The following is a 15,823-nucleotide window of genomic DNA, read 5'->3' on the forward strand; positions in this document are numbered from 1 at the left end:
CGGTCAGCCTCTACGATCGGTCCCATGCGCAACCGCATCCGACTCGCCCTTATCCCCGTAGCCGTCGCCGCCATCGCCCTGGCCGGCTGCTCCAAGACCGAGAAGGCCGACCCCAGCCTGCCCGAGGCCGCCACGCTGCTCAGCGAATCGGCGGCCACCACCAAGACCCAGACCAGCACGCACATCGTGCTCAAGGTCACCGGCGACAAACCGACCCTCAAGCTGTCGGACCTGACCGGCGATCTGACCACCACACCCGCCGTGGCCGCCAAGGGCACCGCCAAGACCGGGGGGCTGGAACTGCCGTTCGTCGTGGTCGACGGCGAGCTGTTCGCGCAGCTCGGCAGCGCGTACTCCAGCATGGGACCGGTCAAGGACATCTACGACATCGGGCTGATTCTCGACCCCAACAAGGGGTTGGCCAACCTGCTGGCCAACATCACCGATGCCAAGTCTCAAAAGGTCGAGACCGTCGACGGTGTCGATTCGGTTCTCGTGACCGGAACGATGAAGAAGGACGCCTTGAACACCTTCACCGGCGGCACCACGCTCACCGCCGACATTCCGGCCAAGGCGTGGATCCAGAAGGACGACAAGCACCTGCTGACCAAGATCAGCGTCGACACCTCGCCGGGTAACACCATCGAGATGTCGTTGTCCGACTGGGGCAAGCCGGTCACGGTCGACAAGCCCGCCCTGTGACGCACACAGCCACGGAGGAGCCCGGTACCTCCCTACCCCTGCGGCATCGCAGCATCGCCATCGGCGCCGGAAGCCTGGCGGTGCTCCTGGGCGCCCTGGACACCTACGTCGTAGTCAGTGTCTTCACCGACATCATGGCTACCGTCGGCATCGCGCTGAACAACATCCAGCAGGTCACTCCGATCGTCACGGGATACCTACTCGGATATATCGCCGCGATGCCGCTGCTGGGACAGGCCTCCGACCGATTCGGCCGTCGTCTCATCCTGCAGCTCGCGCTGGCGGGCTTCGCGATCGGTTCGATCGTCACGGCGCTGTCTACCGATCTGACGATGCTGGTCACGGGTCGCATCATTCAGGGTGTGGCCAGCGGCGCGCTGCTTCCGGTCACGCTGGCTCTGGGCGCCGATCTGTGGGCGCAACGCAATCGCGCGACCGTTCTCGGCGGTATCGGTGCCGCCCAGGAACTGGGCAGCGTGCTCGGCCCCCTGTACGGCGTGCTGTGCGTATGGCTGTTCGGCCACTGGACCGCCATCTTCTGGGTCAACGTGCCGTTGGCGATCATCGCCATTGTGTTGGTCCAGTTCAGCGTGCCCGCGCACCAGCACGACCCGAATCGGCCGAAGGTGGACGTCGTCGGGGGCGCACTGCTGGCCGCTGCATTGGCGCTGCTGGTGGTGGGCTTGTACAGCCCCGATCCGAAAGTCTCGGCACTACCCGAGTGGGCCCTGCCGGTTCTGATCGGATCTGGGGTCGCATTCCTGGCGTTCATCCTCTGGGAATCGCGGGCCAAAACCCGGCTGATCAAGCCAGAAGGCGTGCGGTTCGGCCCGTTCTTCGCGGCGTTGGCCGCGTCCCTGGCCGCCGGTGCGGCGTTGATGGTGACACTGGTCAACATCGAGCTGCTCGGGCAGGGAGTGCTGCAGATGAACAAGGCCGACGCGGTCTTCCTGCTGTCCCGCTTCCTTGTCGCACTGCCGATCGGGGCGGTGATCGGTGGCTGGCTCGCGACCCGATTCGGCGATCGGATCATCGCCGTCGTCGGCCTGCTCATCGCCGCGTTCGGGTACTACCTGATCTCCGGTTGGCCGGTAGATGTGTTGGATGCCGTGCACAACTTCGGGCTCTTCACGCTGCCCCGGCTCGACACCGACCTAGTGGTCGCCGGTGTAGGTCTGGGCCTGGTGATCGGACCGCTGTCATCCGCGGCTCTCCGCGTTGTGCCCGCCGCTCAGCATGGCATCGCCTCGGCCCTCGTGGTGGTGGCTCGAATGACGGGCATGCTCATCGGCATGGCTGCCCTCGGCGGTTGGGGTATTCACCGCTTCTACCAGAACTTCGATGCGCTGGCCGCCAAGGAACCCAAGCCGACCGGAAAGCCGAATTTCATGGAGCTACAAATGCGGCTCCTGAACCGCAGCATCACCGCCTACAGCGAGATGTACAGCGAGATGTTCGCGATCACGGCAATCGTCTGCGTGATCGGCGCGGTGATAGCGCTGTTCATCGGTTCACACCGCAAGGCGGGGAACGAGGCTCAGTAGCACGTCGGGTCCCATGCGTTCGATCTGGTCGTACTCCCAGTGCAGCGCGCGTGACAGGGTGGTGACGCCCACGTCCTCCACGGCGGGGACGTTGCCACCCAACAGCATTGGGGCGAGGTAGGCCAGGATTCGGTCTACCAGACCGGCACGCAGGAAGGCCCCGGCCAACGTCGGTCCACCCTCCAGGAAGATGTCGGTTCGGTCCGCCAGCGCCGCAAGCACCTCGGCCGGGTCGTGGGTGCGGATCACCATGGTGTGCGAGTCGTCGTTCAATACCTTTGCATCCGAGGAGACCTCGCGCATACCGATGACGACGCGCAGCGGCTGGTGGGGAAACAACACGTTCTCGGGCGTGCGCGCAGTGAGCTGCGGATCGTCGGCGAAGACCGTGCCAGTACCCACGAGAACGGCATCGGCGAACGCGCGGCGCCGGTGCACGTCGGCGCGGGACTGCTCACTGGTGATCCACTGACTGGTGCCGTCATTGGCGGCGCTGCGCCCGTCGACACTGGCGCCGTACTTCCAGGTGACATGGGGACGACCGGTACGTTGTTTGTACAACCATTCGCGCAGCGTTCCTGCCGAGACCAGCTCTGTGCCCACACCATCGATGACGTCGATACCCAGCGCACGCAAGCGCTCCGCTCCCCCGGCCGCCTGTGGATTTGGATCGGCGACGGCGTAGACAACACGTGAAATACCGGCAGCTGCAAGCGCATCCACGCAGGGGCCGGTTCTTCCCTGGTGATTGCACGGCTCCAGTGTCACGACAGCGGTGCCGCCTGCCGTGGCATCACCGGCCTGGCGCAGCGCCACCACCTCTGCGTGTTCCTGTCCGGGCGGACGGGTGCCGCCGACCCCGGCAACCACTCCCGCCGCATCCAGGATCACCGCCCCGACGGGCGGGTTCGGATAGGTACTGCCCTTGACTTCCTCGGCGGCCCGGATCGCCAGATCCATGGCGGCGTCGAGGCCAATCGGGTTGGTCATATCAGCGGGCCAAATGTGCTGCCGCCCTGGCAGCTTGCTCACGCAAAGCCCGCACCGCCGCTTGGGGGTCTTGCGCCCCGTACACGGCCGAACCAGCCACGAAACAGTCGACACCGGCCTCAGCGGCCTGCTCGATGGTGTCGGCATTGATGCCGCCGTCGATCTCCACGAGCACCGTCAGTTCACCGGAGTCGACGAGTTTACGCACCGTGCGCACCTTGTCGAGCACGCCCGCGATGAAGGATTGTCCGCCGAATCCCGGTTCCACCGACATCACCAGCAGCGTGTCAAAGTCCTTGAGCACCTCCAGATATGGATCCAGAGGCGTGCCCGGCTTGATGCTGAGACCAGCCTTGGCACCCGCGGCCCGAATGTCACGGGCGACGGCGATGGGATTGTCCGTGGCCTCGGCGTGGAAGGTCACATTGTGCGCCCCCGCCTCGGCGTATCCGGGCGCCCACCGGTCAGGATTGTCGATCATCAGATGGCAGTCGATTGGAATATCGGTTGCGGCCAGCAGGCTGTCGACGACGGGGAGACCCAGTGTCAGATTGGGTACAAAGTGCCCATCCATGACGTCCACATGCAGCCAGTCTGCTCCTTCCACTGCCGCCATCTCATCGGCGAGACGTGCGAAATCGGCGGACAGGATCGACGGGGCGATCATGGGAGCGCGGTGGGACATGCCGTTCAGCTTATGTGCCGGATCATGCGTGTTTACGCAGGAGGGCGGTGAACATGGCATCGGTGCCGTGCCGGTGCGGCCACAACTGCACCGCATCGGTATCGCCGAGCCTGTCCACTCCGGGGAACATCGCGCGGGCGTCCTCGGCTGCCACCGGATGACGGCGCACTGCATCGGAGACCACACCCACCGTTTCGGCCAGGTGCGGCGAACAGGTGCTGTACACGACGATGCCGCCCGGCCGGGTCAATTCGATGGCGCTGGAAAGCAATTCGCGTTGCAACTTGACCAGCGCCGGAATATCGCCCGGTTGACGGCGCCAGCGGGCCTCCGGGCGGCGGCGCAATGCGCCCAGCCCCGTGCACGGGGCATCGACCAGCACGCGGTCGAAGGACCCGGGCACCAAGCCGCTTTCGCGCCCGTCCGTCGTGAGCACCGTCACCGGCAGGGATTTCGTGGCGGCGGCCACCAGTTCGGCGCGATGGGCAGCGACCTCGATCGCCGTGACGTGCGCTCCACGCTCGGCCGCCAGTGCGCCCAGTAGCGCGGTCTTGCCGCCAGGCCCTGCGCACAGGTCAAGCCATTGCTCGTCGGTTCCGTCCAGCGAAGCCAGTGCGGTCGCGCGCGCGACCAGCTGGCTGCCTTCGTCCTGCACCTGTGCCAGGCCATCGCGGACTGAGTCGACCCGACCCGGATTTCCGCCGGGCAGGTACACGGCATAGGGCGAGTAACGGCCGACGGTGCCGCCCACCTCGTCGGCCAGCGTGACCGCGTCGATATGCCCAGGACGCGCGGCGAGGTGCACCACGGGACGCTCATCATCGCTGGCGAGCACGTCGGCGAGCTCACCTGCCGCGGGGCCAAGTGCATCGGAGAACGCCTGCGCGATCCATCGTGGATGGGCGGTCGCGAAGGCGAGTCGGCCTATCCTGTCGGATTCCGGCGGGGCCAGCTCATCGACCCATTCCTGCTCACTGCGGCGCGAGATCGTCCGCAGCACCGCATTTACGAAACCGGCTCTGCCCTGGTCGAATTCGACGGCCACGGCATCTACCGTGGTGGACAGTGCAGCGTGCGGTTCCACGCGGGTGCGCAGTAGTTGGTAGGCCCCCAGTCGCAAGGGATCACGCAACCCCTCGTCAACCTGGTCGATAGTGCGGCCCGCCGCCGACGCGATGACCGCATCGAGAAGACCACGAGCCCTGGACGTTCCATAGGTGAGTTCGGTAGCGAAAGCGGCGTCGCGCCCGGTGATACCGCGTTCACGCAGCAGTGCGGGCAGGGCCAGATTGGCATACGCATCCTGGCGCGATACCGCGCGCAGTACGTCGAGCGCGGCCTGACGTGCCGGGTCGAGCTTGTGGCGTGCACGCTCCTTCGGGCGCGCATCCTGGTTGGGCCGTCGGCGTGGTGGTCGGGTAGTCACAGTGCGCGCACCTCCGCGTCCAGCCGGGCGCCGCGCGCCCAATCGACAGCGTTCATCAGCTTCTTACCTTGGGGTTGTACCTCGTCGAGCGCGATCGGTGTGGTGCCGGTGCCCACCAGCACGTCACGCTTGCGGACCGCGAAGGCTCCGGGTGGTAGTTCCTCGGCGGGCACATCCACATCTGTTCTCACCGGTCCAACCTTGATACGAATGTCCCCGATAGTGGTCCAAGCACCGGGTTCGGGCGTCATGGCGCGGATATGGCGATCTATCGCGTGGGCAGGAAGCTCCCATCGGATGCGTGCCTGTTCCACCGTGATCTTCGGTGCGACGCTCACTCCGTCGGCCGGCTGCGGCACGGCCACCAGTGCCCCGTCTTCGATCCCGTCCATTGTCGATTCAAGAAGCCCCGCACCGGATTCGGCAAGCCGCCCCAGCAGCGCACCGGCGGTGTCACTGGCGGTGATTCGTTCGGTGACCACGCCATAGACGGGCCCGCTGTCCAGCGCGGGCTCGATGAGAAATGTCGTGGCACCTGTTATCTGGTCCCCGGCCGCGATGGATGCCTGTACGGGGGCCGCACCGCGCCACGCGGGCAACAGCGAGAAATGCAAGTTCACCCAGCCGTGAGTGGGCACGGCGAGCAGTTCTGGTTTCAGCAGGGCGCCGTAGGCGACCACCGCGCAGCAGTCTGGAGCGAGTTCGGTGAGCTCACTGACGAATTCCGCGTCGTTGGGCCGCGCCGGTGTGAGCACAGGCAGCCCGTGCTCGCGGGCCAGCTCGGCCACCGGCGACGCCGCCGCAGCCCGTCCCCTGCCCGCGCGAGCGTCGGGCCGCGTCAGTACCGCGACAACCTCGTGACGGGAGGCCAGCAGCCTTCGCAGAGACGGCAACGCCGGGGCCGGAGTACCGGCGAACACTATGCGCACCGCGTCAGTCTAGGAAGGATGCACCGTCCACATCGAATCCCAGGCGCGACGGCCAACCCTGGAGCCGTACACATGGTTCGCCGAGCAGAGCGGCACTAAGTCTGGATACATCCGATACCATGATTTCGATGGCTACCAGAGGACGAGGCCGGCCGAGTGGCGCTCCGTATGACCGCAAACTGCGAGCAGAAGAACTACTTGACGCCGCGGAGCGCGCGATTCGCAACACGGGAGGCACCGTCTCCATCGCCGAGGTTGCCAGGGAGGCCGGATTCGCCCGGTCCGCCTGCTATGCAATCTTTCCCACCAAGGCGGACCTGCTGCGGGCGTTGAGCCGCCGCCACGCCGATCGGCTGATCTCCGGTTCGTGGCGAGACAGCATGGTCGGCGATATACGCGACCAGACACGGGCATTTGCCGACATCGTCATCGACTGGATCACCGCGGAACCGGAGCTGTACATCGCGCTAGATCGCGACCTCACCGCGCAGGAACGGCTCGATCACGGGGTGTTCGACCTCATCGCGCAGGTCACCGAGGAACATTTGCAGGCCGAGTTCCCCGGCAATCACATGCAACGGCTGGCGCCGATCTGGTCGCGGCTGGCGGTTGGCGGTGTGCTCATGACGATCAACTGGTGGAGCGCCTCGCGGACTCTTAGCCGGGACGATCTCATCGGCTATATCGTCGAGACCTTCGCCCAGGGCATCAGCGCCGGTCCCGCGCTCGTCGCCGCCAACACCTGAGGTTCGCCCGATCAGCCCACATGCAGCGGGTCGATCTGCACTCTGACGGGTTCCGCGTCGCGCCGGGCACTCAACGTTGCCACTCCACGGCGCAAAGCCGCGGCCATCTCCAGTCCGGCTGTGCGCGGTACGCGTACGAGCATGCGCACCACTTCGGCACCATCGGATATCCCGGCCGGCCGGCGCGCTCCCGCCGGAAGATCGACCGGCCCCAACAGTTCGGCGCCCTCGGGCAGCTCCGCGGTGTCGACCAGGGCAGCCACCGCTGCGGCAGGCCCGTCGATGGCCGCGATGTGCACCTGCGGCGGCAATCCAACCTCTGCGCGCGCGGCCAATTCGCCGGCGGCATGCCCCACCGGATCCCACCGGATGAGTGCCTGCACGGTGGGCAGTGTGGAGTCCGCGACCACCACCACGGCGCCACCTTCTTCATGTCCGCGCACCAACGCCGCGGCTGCCATCCACTTCCGCAACGTGTCTTCCGCGGCGCGTAGGTCTTGGCGGCCCAGCAGCGCCCATGCGTCCAAGAGCAGCGCCGCACCATAACCGTTGGGTGTCAAGGGCTCTGCCCCCGGCGTGCACACCACCAGGCTCGGCGGCCCGGTGACCATGGTGTGCACCTCGCCGCCACCGGATGTCACCACGGGGACCCCGGGCAGTGCCCTGCCCAGTTCCTCGGCCGTTCTGCGGGCACCCACCACCACGGCGCGGACCGCACTGGAGCCACAGCGGACGCAATGCAGGTCAGCATCCACGCGTCCGCACCAGCGGCAGCTGGGGCTGACATTGTTGGACGGCCCGCCGGGCCCTTCCAAAGCCAGTGGGCCGGTGCAGTGACGGCACCGCGCGACAGTGCGGCACCGGGTACAGGCCAACGCCGGAACGTATCCACGTCGCGGCACCTGTACGAGCACCGAGTGGCCGCGCTTCAACGCATCGCGAGCAGCCTTCAGCGCCACCATGGGAAGCCGCGCCGAACGTGCCGCCGGGTCGCGTTCCTGCGCGTACCCGCTGTCGTCGAGAGCACTGATCCGCGCGCAGGCCCTGCGCACCACAGGCCGGGCCGCCACAAGGTCGTGTGCCCATCGGCTCTCCACGAGCGCCTGCGATTCGGCGGTGCGCGCGTACCCACCGATCACCGCCGCGCATCGCAGCTGATGTGCGCGCAGCATGGCCACCTCGCGGGCGTGCGGGTAGGGCGAACGGGGTTCGGCGAGATTGTCGTCGCCGTCGTCCCACACCATCACCAGACCCAAATTGGCCACCGGGGCGAACACCGCGGCCCTGGTACCGATCACCACGGTCGCATCTCCACGCAGTACCGCCAGCCAGCGCCGATACCGCTCGGCGGGCCCGAGTTCCGCCGAAAGTGCGATAACGCGCTGTGCCCCAATATGTTTCACACACTCGGCGGACAACGCATCGATATCGCGCTGATCGGGAACGACTGCCAGCACTCCCCTGCCGGTGCCGGATGCGGCCACCGCCGCCTCGGCGAGGCGAGTGCACCAGGCCTCGCCGGGCAGCGCCTGCCACGCCGCGCGTGCTGCCCTGCCCTGCGACAGTGCCTCGAGAAAACGCTCGCCGCGCTGGTAACGAGCCCAGCCCGATCCGTCGACCGCTGGCAGCTCGAAGTCATCGGCTGCCGCCGGGCGAGTTTCCTTCTCGGCCCGCGCATGGCGTGGCGGCAGCGCGAGTCGCAACACGTCGGCGCGGGTTCCCGCGTATCGGGCCGCCACCGCGTCAACGAGCCTGCGCACGTCCGGCGTCAGCACCCGCGTGGGTGACACCACGCGATCCAGCCACCCGAGCTTGCCCGCGTGATCGCTTTCGGAACGGCGTTCCAGCAGGATCGCGTCGACGAGCCGGCCATGGAAGCGCACCCGCACCCGTACTCCGGGCTGGGCGTCGTCGGATTGCTCCGCGGACACCAAATAGTCGAACTCACGATCGAGATGCGGCACGGTGAGCAGCGGCAGCACCCGGGCAACCGGCTCATGCTCGGCCACCACCCGCGTCGCAGTCACCTGGTGGTTCTAGCAGACGCCCCCGACTCGCAGGTCAGCACCCGTTACAGTGACGGCATGACCGCCACCGAAACCGGCATCGACCCGATCATCCTCAAGATCCTGGAAGCTGTTCCGATTCAGCTCGTTTCGCCGGACGGGCCGCAGGCTTCCCGGGACGCGTATCGCGCGATCGCCACCGCGCGCCCGCCGTGGATCGAGGTGGCCAAGGTAGAGGACCGCACCATCCCGGGCCCCGCGGGTGAGATACCGGTACGTATCTACTCTCCGTCCGAGGACGGAGTGCACCCGGTGTTTGTGCTGATCCATGGGGGCGGCTGGGTGATCGGCGACCTCGATACCCACGACGCGGTCGGCCGCGCCGCGGCCGTGCAGGCCGACGCCGTGGTGGTGTCGGTGGACTACCGACTGGCACCGGAGCATCCCTACCCCGCGGCGGTCGAAGACTGCTGGGCCGCGCTGCAATGGGTGCATCAACACGCCGCGGAGATCGGCGGCGATCCGGATCGTCTCGCCGTGGGTGGCGATTCCGCCGGCGGAAACCTGTCCGCGGTGCTGGCTCAGCTGGCCCGCGATAACGGCATTCCGCTGGCCTTCCAGGTGCTGTGGTACCCGGCCACCACCTTCGACGTGACGCTGCCATCGATGATCGAGAATGCCGAGGCACCCGTCCTGGACACAAAGGCCGTCGCGGGGCTGAGCAAGTGGTATCTCGGGGACACCAATCCGGCCACCGCGGGTCCGACGCTGGTCCCGGCACGTGCGGAGAGCTTCGAGGGGCTGGCGCCGGCGTTCATCGGGACCGCGCAATTCGATCCGCTGCGCGACGACGGCGCCACGTACGCCGAGTTGCTCAGCGGGGCCGGCGTGCCGGTGGAACTGCACAACGCCCCCACCCTTATCCACGGCTACCTGGGCTACGCCGATATCGTGCCCGCCGCCACCGAAGAGCGCGACCGATCACTGGCCGCCCTCAAGAAGGCGTTGCACGGCTAGCTCGGCCCGATCTCCGGCTCAACACATACATCAGCGCGCCCCCTCAGAGCGCTCCGGCCGGCCATGAAAGTGCCGTCAGGCTCTGCGCCGAGGGCGCGAGCGCGATGGCGATCGCCGCCGCACCGGAAACACCCAGTGCGATCAGCGCCGCGGGGTTGAACCCGCGGGCGTAGTAGTAGGCGCCCTCGGTGGACTCGGAGTACAGGTCGGCGGTGTTGGTGCGCTGCCGGCGCAGCAGGTAGTAGTCCACCACCAGGATTCCGAACACCGGACCCATGAGCGCGCCGACCCCGCCGAGGAAGTACACGATCGCGGCTTCGTTGCCCCAGATCTTCCAGGGAAGCACCGCGACCGATAGGACCGCCGTGATGATGCCCCCGGTACGAAACGAGATGTATTTCGGTGCGACATTGGAGATGTCGTAGGACGGGGACACGAAGTTGAGTACCACGTTGATGCCGACGGTGGCGATGGCGAAGAGAATCGCCGCGACCACCACTATGGCATCGGAGTCGATATCGGCGACCAACTCCACGGGGTCGGTCATCGCGCTGCCGTACTTCTTCAGCGCGGCAAGCGATATGACGATCGAGATCACCACGAAGGCGGTCTCATTGAGCGGGATCCCCAGTGCGTTCCCCCGCAGGATCGCCCGCCTGCTCGGGGCAAAACGTGCGAAGTCCGCGTAGTTGACCAGGGGGCCTGCCATGAATGCGACCATCAGGAATGCGACACCGGTGAATGCCAGCATCGTGGGCCCTGGTGCCAGCGGCGGGCCCACGCGCGCACCGAAGTCGATGCTCCAGCCCACACTGGCCAGCATCCATATCGCCAGCGCGATCATGCCGATCCAGACGACCGGACCCGCCACATCGGATGCCTTCCGAACGATCTCCATGCCGTAGTTGAGAATCAGCAGCTGCACGGTCCAGAGCGTCAGGAAAGCGGCCCATCCCAGTGCGTGCAAACCCAGGAACGTCGGCTCGGTCCAGGACCGTAGCCCCGGATCCAGGCGCAACAGCAGCACGATGACCGCCGTGGATGCCAGATAGGTCTGGATTCCGTACCAGAAGATGGCCACCAGTCCCCGCAACAGTGCCGGCACGTTGGCGCCGAAGACCCCGAAGGTGGCGCGCGCGAAAACCGGGAAGGGCACCCCCAGCCGCTGGCCGGCGATTCCGATCAGGTTACTTCCGCCCCAGAGCACCAGTACCCCGGTGAACAGCGCGAGCATGGTCTGCCAGCCCGTCAGCCCCAACGCGAGCATGCCCACGGCGAATCCGTAGCTGCCGAGACTGTGCGCCGAAGTCATCCAGAGGCAGAAGATGTCCCAGGTCCGCCAGGTGGCCTGCCCGGCAGTCGTGGGCGCCAGGTCTTCGTTACTCAGCCTGCCGGGCGCCAAAACCGGCGTGAGCTCTCCCTCTGTTGTGGTCATCAGCTCTTCGCCGTGATGTGTTGCGACAGAGCGGGAATAATCGTCTCTCCGTACACCCGCAGTGTCTCCTCCTTGTTGTCGTGCTGCAGATATCCGGCGAATTGGTCCACGCCCAGCGCCTTGAGCTCCAACAACTTTGCGATGTGATCCGCCGCTGTGCCGAGCACACAGAAGCGATCGACGATGTCATCGGCCACGAACTCCGCGTGAGTGTTCCCGGCCCGGCCATGCTGGTTGTAGTCGTATCCCTGACGTCCACTGACGTAGTCGGTAAGAGACTGTGGCACTTGACCGTTGGATCCGTATCTGGCCACGATGTCGGCGACGTGATTGCCCACCATTCCACCGAACCATCGGCATTGGTCGCGCATATGCGTCCAGTCCGATCCCACATACATGGGTGCGGCCACGCAGATCCGCACGTCCGCCGGATCGCGTCCGGCCGCCGCGGCGGCGTCACGCACCGCCCCGATCATCCACCGTGCGATGTCGATATCGGCCAGTTGCAGGATGAACCCGTCGGCTACCTCACCGGTCAGGGCGAGCGCTTTTGGGCCGTATGCCGCGACCCACACCTGAAGTTCAGATCCTCGACTCCACGGGAATTGCATGGTGGCACCGTGGTATTCGACGGGCCGCGAGTTCGCGAGCTCCCTGATGACGTGGATTGATTCACGCAGTGTGGTTAGCGTCGTGGGCGCGCCACCGGTCACCCGCACCGCCGAATCGCCACGACCGATTCCGCATATCGTGCGGTTCCCATACATGTCGTTCAAGGTGGCGTACAGCGACGCGGTGACGGTCCAGTCCCGCGTCGCCGGGTTGGTGACCATGGGGCCCACCACAATCCGCGTGGTCTCATGCAGGATCTGGCTGTAGAGCACGTAGGGCTCCTGCCACAACAGATGCGAATCGAAGGTCCACACATGGGTGAAGCCATGCGCCTCTGAACGTTTCGCCAGCTGTACGGTCCGCGCCGCCGGTGGATCACATTGCAAGACCACCCCGAAGTCCATCGCAGGCCCTCTCTATCGACCGACCTCAGATGAGGTATTGACACAGGTCGCGGCGCACGAAAGCGCCGTCTCCCTTACTGCCCAGATACTCGTCGCCGTCGACGATCACCTTCCCGCGGGAGAGCACGGTGTCGACATGCCCGTCGATCTCATATCCCTCCCACGCCGAGTGGTCCATGTTCATGTGATGGGTCTTGCCCAATCCGATCGAGGTGTGTCCGCGGGGATCGTAGACAACGATGTCCGCGTCGGCGCCCGGCGCGATCACTCCCTTGCGGCCATACAGCCCGAACATTCGTGCCGGAGTCGTCGAGGTGATCTCGACCCACCGCTCCAGAGTGATACGGCCGTCTACGACGCCCTGGTACAGCAGATCCATCCGGTGCTCAATCGAGCCGATCCCGTTGGGAATCTTCGAGAAGTCACCCACGCCCATGTCCTTCTGCCCCTTCATGCAGAACGGACAATGGTCCGTGGAGACCATCTGGATGTCGTTGGTGCGCAGCGCGCGCCACATCTCGTCCTGGTGGTGTTCGTGCTTCGACCGCAGCGGGGTCGAACAAACCCACTTGGCTCCCTCAAACCCCGGCGCACCCAGGTTGTCCTCCAGAGACAGGTACAAGTACTGCGGGCAGGTCTCCCCGTACACGTTTTGGCCGGCATCACGTGCGGCGGCCAACTGCGCGACGGCCTGTTTGGCCGAGACGTGTACGACGTACAGGGGCGCACCGGTCAGATTGGACAGCATGATGGCGCGGTGGGTGGCTTCCTCCTCCAGCTGCCAGGCCCGGGCGATGCCGTGGTAGTACGGATCCGTCTTACCGGCCGCAAGTAGTTGAGCCACCAAAACATCTATGGCAGGGCCATTCTCGGCATGCATCATGGTCATCAGCCCGGTGTCTGCACCCACCTGCATGGCACGCAGTATCTGCGCATCGTCACTGTAAAAGACCCCCGGATACGCCATGAACATCTTGTAGCTGGTAATGCCCTCGTCAGCCAATCGGTGCAGCGCCGTCAGCGAGGCATCGTTGACATCGCCCACAATCTGATGAAAGGAATAGTCCACCGCACACTGGCCCGCCGCCATCTCGTGCCAGGTTTGCAGCGAATCTTCAAGCCGCTCACCATACTTCTGCACGGCGAAATCGATGATGGTGGTGGTGCCGCCCCAGGCCGCGGCGCGCGTCCCGGTCTCGAAATCATCGGATGCCGTGGTACCGCCGAAGGGCATCGACATATGGGTGTGCGCGTCGATGCCACCGGGAATCACGTACTTACCGGCGGCCTCGACCACGGTGTCCACGGCGCTGGCCAGATCCACCCCGAGCAGCGTGCTGCCGGGCAACAGGACCGCCGCGATCTTCTCACCATCAACCAGAACATCTGCGGCGCCACGGCCTGTCGCGGTTACCACGGTGCCGCCCCGAATAAGGATCGTAGCCATCGCGGGCCTCCTACGGAGCGACGATCGGGTCGTAGGTGTCCGGCCTGCGATCCCGATAGAACTGCCAGTCCCCCCGCACCTCACGGACCACGGACAGGTCCAGATCCCGGATCACGATCTCTTCGGCACTCTCTGAAGCGATCTCACCGACATAGTTGCCGCGCGGGTCCACGAAGTAGGAACTGCCGTAGAAAGTCACGGCCTGATCCCCGAATTCGCCGTTCTCGGTTCCTATCCGGTTGTTGGCACCGACGAAGTATTGGTTGGCTGCCGCCGCGGCGGGCTGCTCCAGTTCCCAAAGCCTATTGGACAGTCCAGGTTTGGTGGCCGAAGGGTTGAAGACCAGCTCGGCTCCCGCGAGCCCGTAATTACGCCAGCCCTCTGGGAAATGTCGGTCGTAACAGATGTAGACACCGATCTTTCCCACCGCGGTGTCGAACACCGGGTACCCGAGATTTCCGGGCCGAAAGTAGAACTTCTCCCAAAATCGATCAAGGTGAGGAATGTGATGCTTACGGTATTTTCCCAGGTAGGTGCCGTCGGCGTCGATGACCGCCGCGGTGTTGTAGAGAACTCCCGGACGCTCCTCCTCGTACACCGGGAGCACCATGACCATGCGGTGTTCCCTGGCGAGCGCCGCGAACCGCTCGGTGACCGGACCGGGCACCGACTCGGCGTATTCGTAGTACTTCTTGTCCTGCACGATCCCGAAATAGGGGCCGTAGAAGAGCTCCTGGAAGCAGATCACCTGGGCGCCACCGGATGCCGCTTCGGCGACAAAACGCTCATGCTTGGCCAGCATCGATTCCTTGTCGCCAGTCCAAGTCGCTTGCGTCAGTGCGGCTCTGATCACCGTCATTGGCAGACTCTATGCGCACCTCGCCCGGCGCGCGCGCCAATCTGCACAACACCGGCACGTACGCCCGGCGGTTGGCCGCTTGCGATGGGCGCGATGCACCCGTGGTAGAACACGTTACAGTTCTGCGGCACACATCAGGGCGATGCCGCCCACTCACCGAGGGAATGGTCATGCACTGGTACACCGGCAACACCACGTACGACACCGTGCTGACGGCGGCCTTCGGTTTCGCGGCATTCGTGATCATCGGAGGTCTTTTCGCGCAGAGTTCGTACGGGCGATTCTCGACGACGAAGCTCGGCCTCAATCTGAATCCGAAACTCGGTTGGTGGCTGATGGAGATTCCGGCGACCGCGGTGTTTCTCGTCTGCTATCTGACCGGACCTGCGCGTTTCGAGCCCACGTCCTTGGTTCTCGCCGGAATATGGCTGCTGCACTACGCCAACCGCGGCTGGTACTTCCCGCTCGCCATCCGCCAGGTACCCGGCAAGCGCAGTACGTTCAACGTCTCGGTGGTGGTCATGGGCATGCTCGTCACCTCGATGCACGGATACCTCAACGGAACCCTTTTCAGCCACGACTTCTTCGGGCAGTACAACCGTGCCTGGCTGCACGACCCACGATTCCTGCTCGGCCTGGCCGTCTATCTGTGCGGCTTCGCGCTGCTGCTCAGTTCGGAATCGATCGTGCGAAACCTGCGTGACAAGAAGGACCCCGGCGGCGCCGAGTACCGCATCCCGTTTGGCGGTGGCTTCCGATTCGTCACCAGTCCGGCATATCTGGGCGAGCTGATCGCCTGGTCCGGCTTCGCCCTGCTCACCTGGGCCCTCCCCGGCGTCGTCATCCTGTTGATCACGGCCGGCAATCTGATCCCACGCGCATTGGCCACCCACCGCTGGTACCAGGAGAAGTTCGCCGACTATCCGGTTGAGCGAAAAGCGCTGGTCCCCTACCTCATATGAGTACAGCAGCGATAAAAAAGCGCCGGGCGTGAACACTGTTCACGCCCGGCGCTTTTTTG

Annotated in this window: 13 protein-coding genes and 1 pseudogene; 5 read left to right on the forward strand and 9 right to left on the reverse strand. The window is 65.5% G+C overall.

What is annotated here, in order from left to right; genetic code table 11:
- The first annotated feature begins 24 nt into the window (after nucleotides 1–24).
- Together AOT83_RS09840 and AOT83_RS09845 are read left to right on the forward strand one after the other, a co-directional pair.
- A complete protein-coding gene (locus tag AOT83_RS09840) occupies nucleotides 25–702 on the forward strand; it encodes an LppX_LprAFG lipoprotein (RefSeq protein ID WP_057966037.1) in 678 nt (225 codons plus the stop codon).
- Complete coding sequence (locus AOT83_RS09845; protein WP_030093527.1) at nucleotides 699–2,246, forward strand: MFS transporter; 1,548 nt, start codon at nucleotides 699–701, stop codon at nucleotides 2,244–2,246. The genes AOT83_RS09840 and AOT83_RS09845 overlap by 4 nt, the downstream gene beginning before the upstream one ends.
- On the opposite strand, the gene ribD is transcribed toward AOT83_RS09845, so the two are convergent.
- From ribD to fmt, 4 genes are read right to left on the reverse strand one after another with little or no spacing between them, the layout of a single operon-like run.
- A complete protein-coding gene (gene ribD, locus AOT83_RS09850) occupies nucleotides 2,214–3,236 on the reverse strand; it encodes a bifunctional diaminohydroxyphosphoribosylaminopyrimidine deaminase/5-amino-6-(5-phosphoribosylamino)uracil reductase RibD (RefSeq protein ID WP_057965949.1) in 1,023 nt (340 codons plus the stop codon). The two genes, AOT83_RS09845 and ribD, sit on opposite strands and share 33 nt — an antisense overlap.
- Before the next feature lies 1 nt (nucleotide 3,237).
- Nucleotides 3,238–3,903 carry a ribulose-phosphate 3-epimerase gene (gene rpe, locus AOT83_RS09855; protein WP_030093529.1) on the reverse strand — a complete coding sequence of 222 codons (666 nt, stop codon included), beginning with the start codon at nucleotides 3,901–3,903 and terminating at the stop codon, nucleotides 3,238–3,240.
- 40 nt (nucleotides 3,904–3,943) lie between these two features.
- Complete coding sequence (locus AOT83_RS09860; protein ID WP_057965950.1) at nucleotides 3,944–5,347, reverse strand: transcription antitermination factor NusB; 1,404 nt, start codon at nucleotides 5,345–5,347, stop codon at nucleotides 3,944–3,946.
- A complete protein-coding gene (fmt, locus tag AOT83_RS09865; protein ID WP_070943102.1) occupies nucleotides 5,344–6,276 on the reverse strand; it encodes a methionyl-tRNA formyltransferase in 933 nt (310 codons plus the stop codon). Before fmt ends, AOT83_RS09860 begins: the two co-directional genes overlap by 4 nt.
- Nucleotides 6,277–6,455: 179 nt before the next feature.
- On the opposite strand from fmt, the gene AOT83_RS09870 reads away from it, so the two are divergent.
- Nucleotides 6,456–7,022, forward strand: coding sequence for a TetR/AcrR family transcriptional regulator (locus tag AOT83_RS09870; RefSeq protein ID WP_057966038.1), 567 nt, complete (start codon nucleotides 6,456–6,458; stop codon nucleotides 7,020–7,022).
- Nucleotides 7,023–7,033: 11 nt separating this feature from the next.
- Here the strand turns inward: AOT83_RS09870 and AOT83_RS09875 are convergent, their stop codons facing one another.
- Nucleotides 7,034–9,049 carry a primosomal protein N' gene (locus AOT83_RS09875; RefSeq protein ID WP_057965952.1) on the reverse strand — a complete coding sequence of 672 codons (2,016 nt, stop codon included), beginning with the start codon at nucleotides 9,047–9,049 and terminating at the stop codon, nucleotides 7,034–7,036.
- Between the two features lie 57 nt (nucleotides 9,050–9,106).
- Between AOT83_RS09875 and AOT83_RS09880 the strand changes: the two genes are divergently transcribed.
- Complete coding sequence (locus AOT83_RS09880) at nucleotides 9,107–10,045, forward strand: alpha/beta hydrolase (protein ID WP_057966039.1); 939 nt, start codon at nucleotides 9,107–9,109, stop codon at nucleotides 10,043–10,045.
- On the opposite strand, the pseudogene AOT83_RS09885 reads toward AOT83_RS09880, so the two are convergent.
- The 4 genes and pseudogenes from AOT83_RS09885 to AOT83_RS09900 all read right to left on the reverse strand — a co-directional run bounded on the left by AOT83_RS09885 (nucleotide 10,023) and on the right by AOT83_RS09900 (nucleotide 14,802).
- A pseudogene (locus AOT83_RS09885) lies at nucleotides 10,023–11,480 on the reverse strand (NCS1 family nucleobase:cation symporter-1). The gene AOT83_RS09880 and the pseudogene AOT83_RS09885 sit on opposite strands and share 23 nt — an antisense overlap.
- Entirely contained in the window at nucleotides 11,480–12,496 is a 1,017-nt protein-coding gene (locus AOT83_RS09890) for a TIGR03842 family LLM class F420-dependent oxidoreductase (RefSeq protein WP_057965953.1), read from the reverse strand. The pseudogene AOT83_RS09885 and the gene AOT83_RS09890 overlap by 1 nt, the downstream one beginning before the upstream one ends.
- A 25-nt stretch (nucleotides 12,497–12,521) precedes the next feature.
- The gene (gene hydA, locus AOT83_RS09895) at nucleotides 12,522–13,943 is read right to left on the reverse strand and encodes a dihydropyrimidinase (protein WP_030093537.1); all 1,422 of its coding nucleotides are present in this window, start codon (nucleotides 13,941–13,943) and stop codon (nucleotides 12,522–12,524) included.
- A 10-nt stretch (nucleotides 13,944–13,953) separates the two neighbouring features.
- A complete protein-coding gene (locus AOT83_RS09900; RefSeq protein WP_030093538.1) occupies nucleotides 13,954–14,802 on the reverse strand; it encodes a nitrilase-related carbon-nitrogen hydrolase in 849 nt (282 codons plus the stop codon).
- A 170-nt stretch (nucleotides 14,803–14,972) separates the two neighbouring features.
- Between AOT83_RS09900 and AOT83_RS09905 the strand changes: the two genes are divergently transcribed.
- Nucleotides 14,973–15,764 carry a 3-oxo-5-alpha-steroid 4-dehydrogenase gene (locus AOT83_RS09905; protein ID WP_030093539.1) on the forward strand — a complete coding sequence of 264 codons (792 nt, stop codon included), beginning with the start codon at nucleotides 14,973–14,975 and terminating at the stop codon, nucleotides 15,762–15,764.
- Nucleotides 15,765–15,823: the final 59 nt, after the last annotated feature.

The sequence above is a fragment of the Mycobacteroides sp. H001 genome (assembly GCF_001440005.1).
GTDB lineage: Bacteria > Actinomycetota > Actinomycetes > Mycobacteriales > Mycobacteriaceae > Mycobacterium > Mycobacterium gwanakae.

Bases quoted from the DNA above. Each gene is read 5' to 3' on its own strand.
- AOT83_RS09840 (WP_057966037.1), top strand. From the start codon at position 25: ATGCGCAACCGCATCCGACTCGCCCTTATCCCCGTAGCCGTCGCCGCC.
- ribD (WP_057965949.1), bottom strand. From the start codon at position 3,236: ATGACCAACCCGATTGGCCTCGACGCCGCCATGGATCTGGCGATCCGG.
- rpe (WP_030093529.1), bottom strand. From the start codon at position 3,903: ATGATCGCCCCGTCGATCCTGTCCGCCGATTTCGCACGTCTCGCCGAT.
- AOT83_RS09880 (WP_057966039.1), top strand. From the start codon at position 9,107: ATGACCGCCACCGAAACCGGCATCGACCCGATCATCCTCAAGATCCTG.
- AOT83_RS09890 (WP_057965953.1), bottom strand. From the start codon at position 12,496: ATGGACTTCGGGGTGGTCTTGCAATGTGATCCACCGGCGGCGCGGACC.
- hydA (WP_030093537.1), bottom strand. From the start codon at position 13,943: ATGGCTACGATCCTTATTCGGGGCGGCACCGTGGTAACCGCGACAGGC.
- AOT83_RS09900 (WP_030093538.1), bottom strand. From the start codon at position 14,802: ATGACGGTGATCAGAGCCGCACTGACGCAAGCGACTTGGACTGGCGAC.
- AOT83_RS09905 (WP_030093539.1), top strand. From the start codon at position 14,973: ATGCACTGGTACACCGGCAACACCACGTACGACACCGTGCTGACGGCG.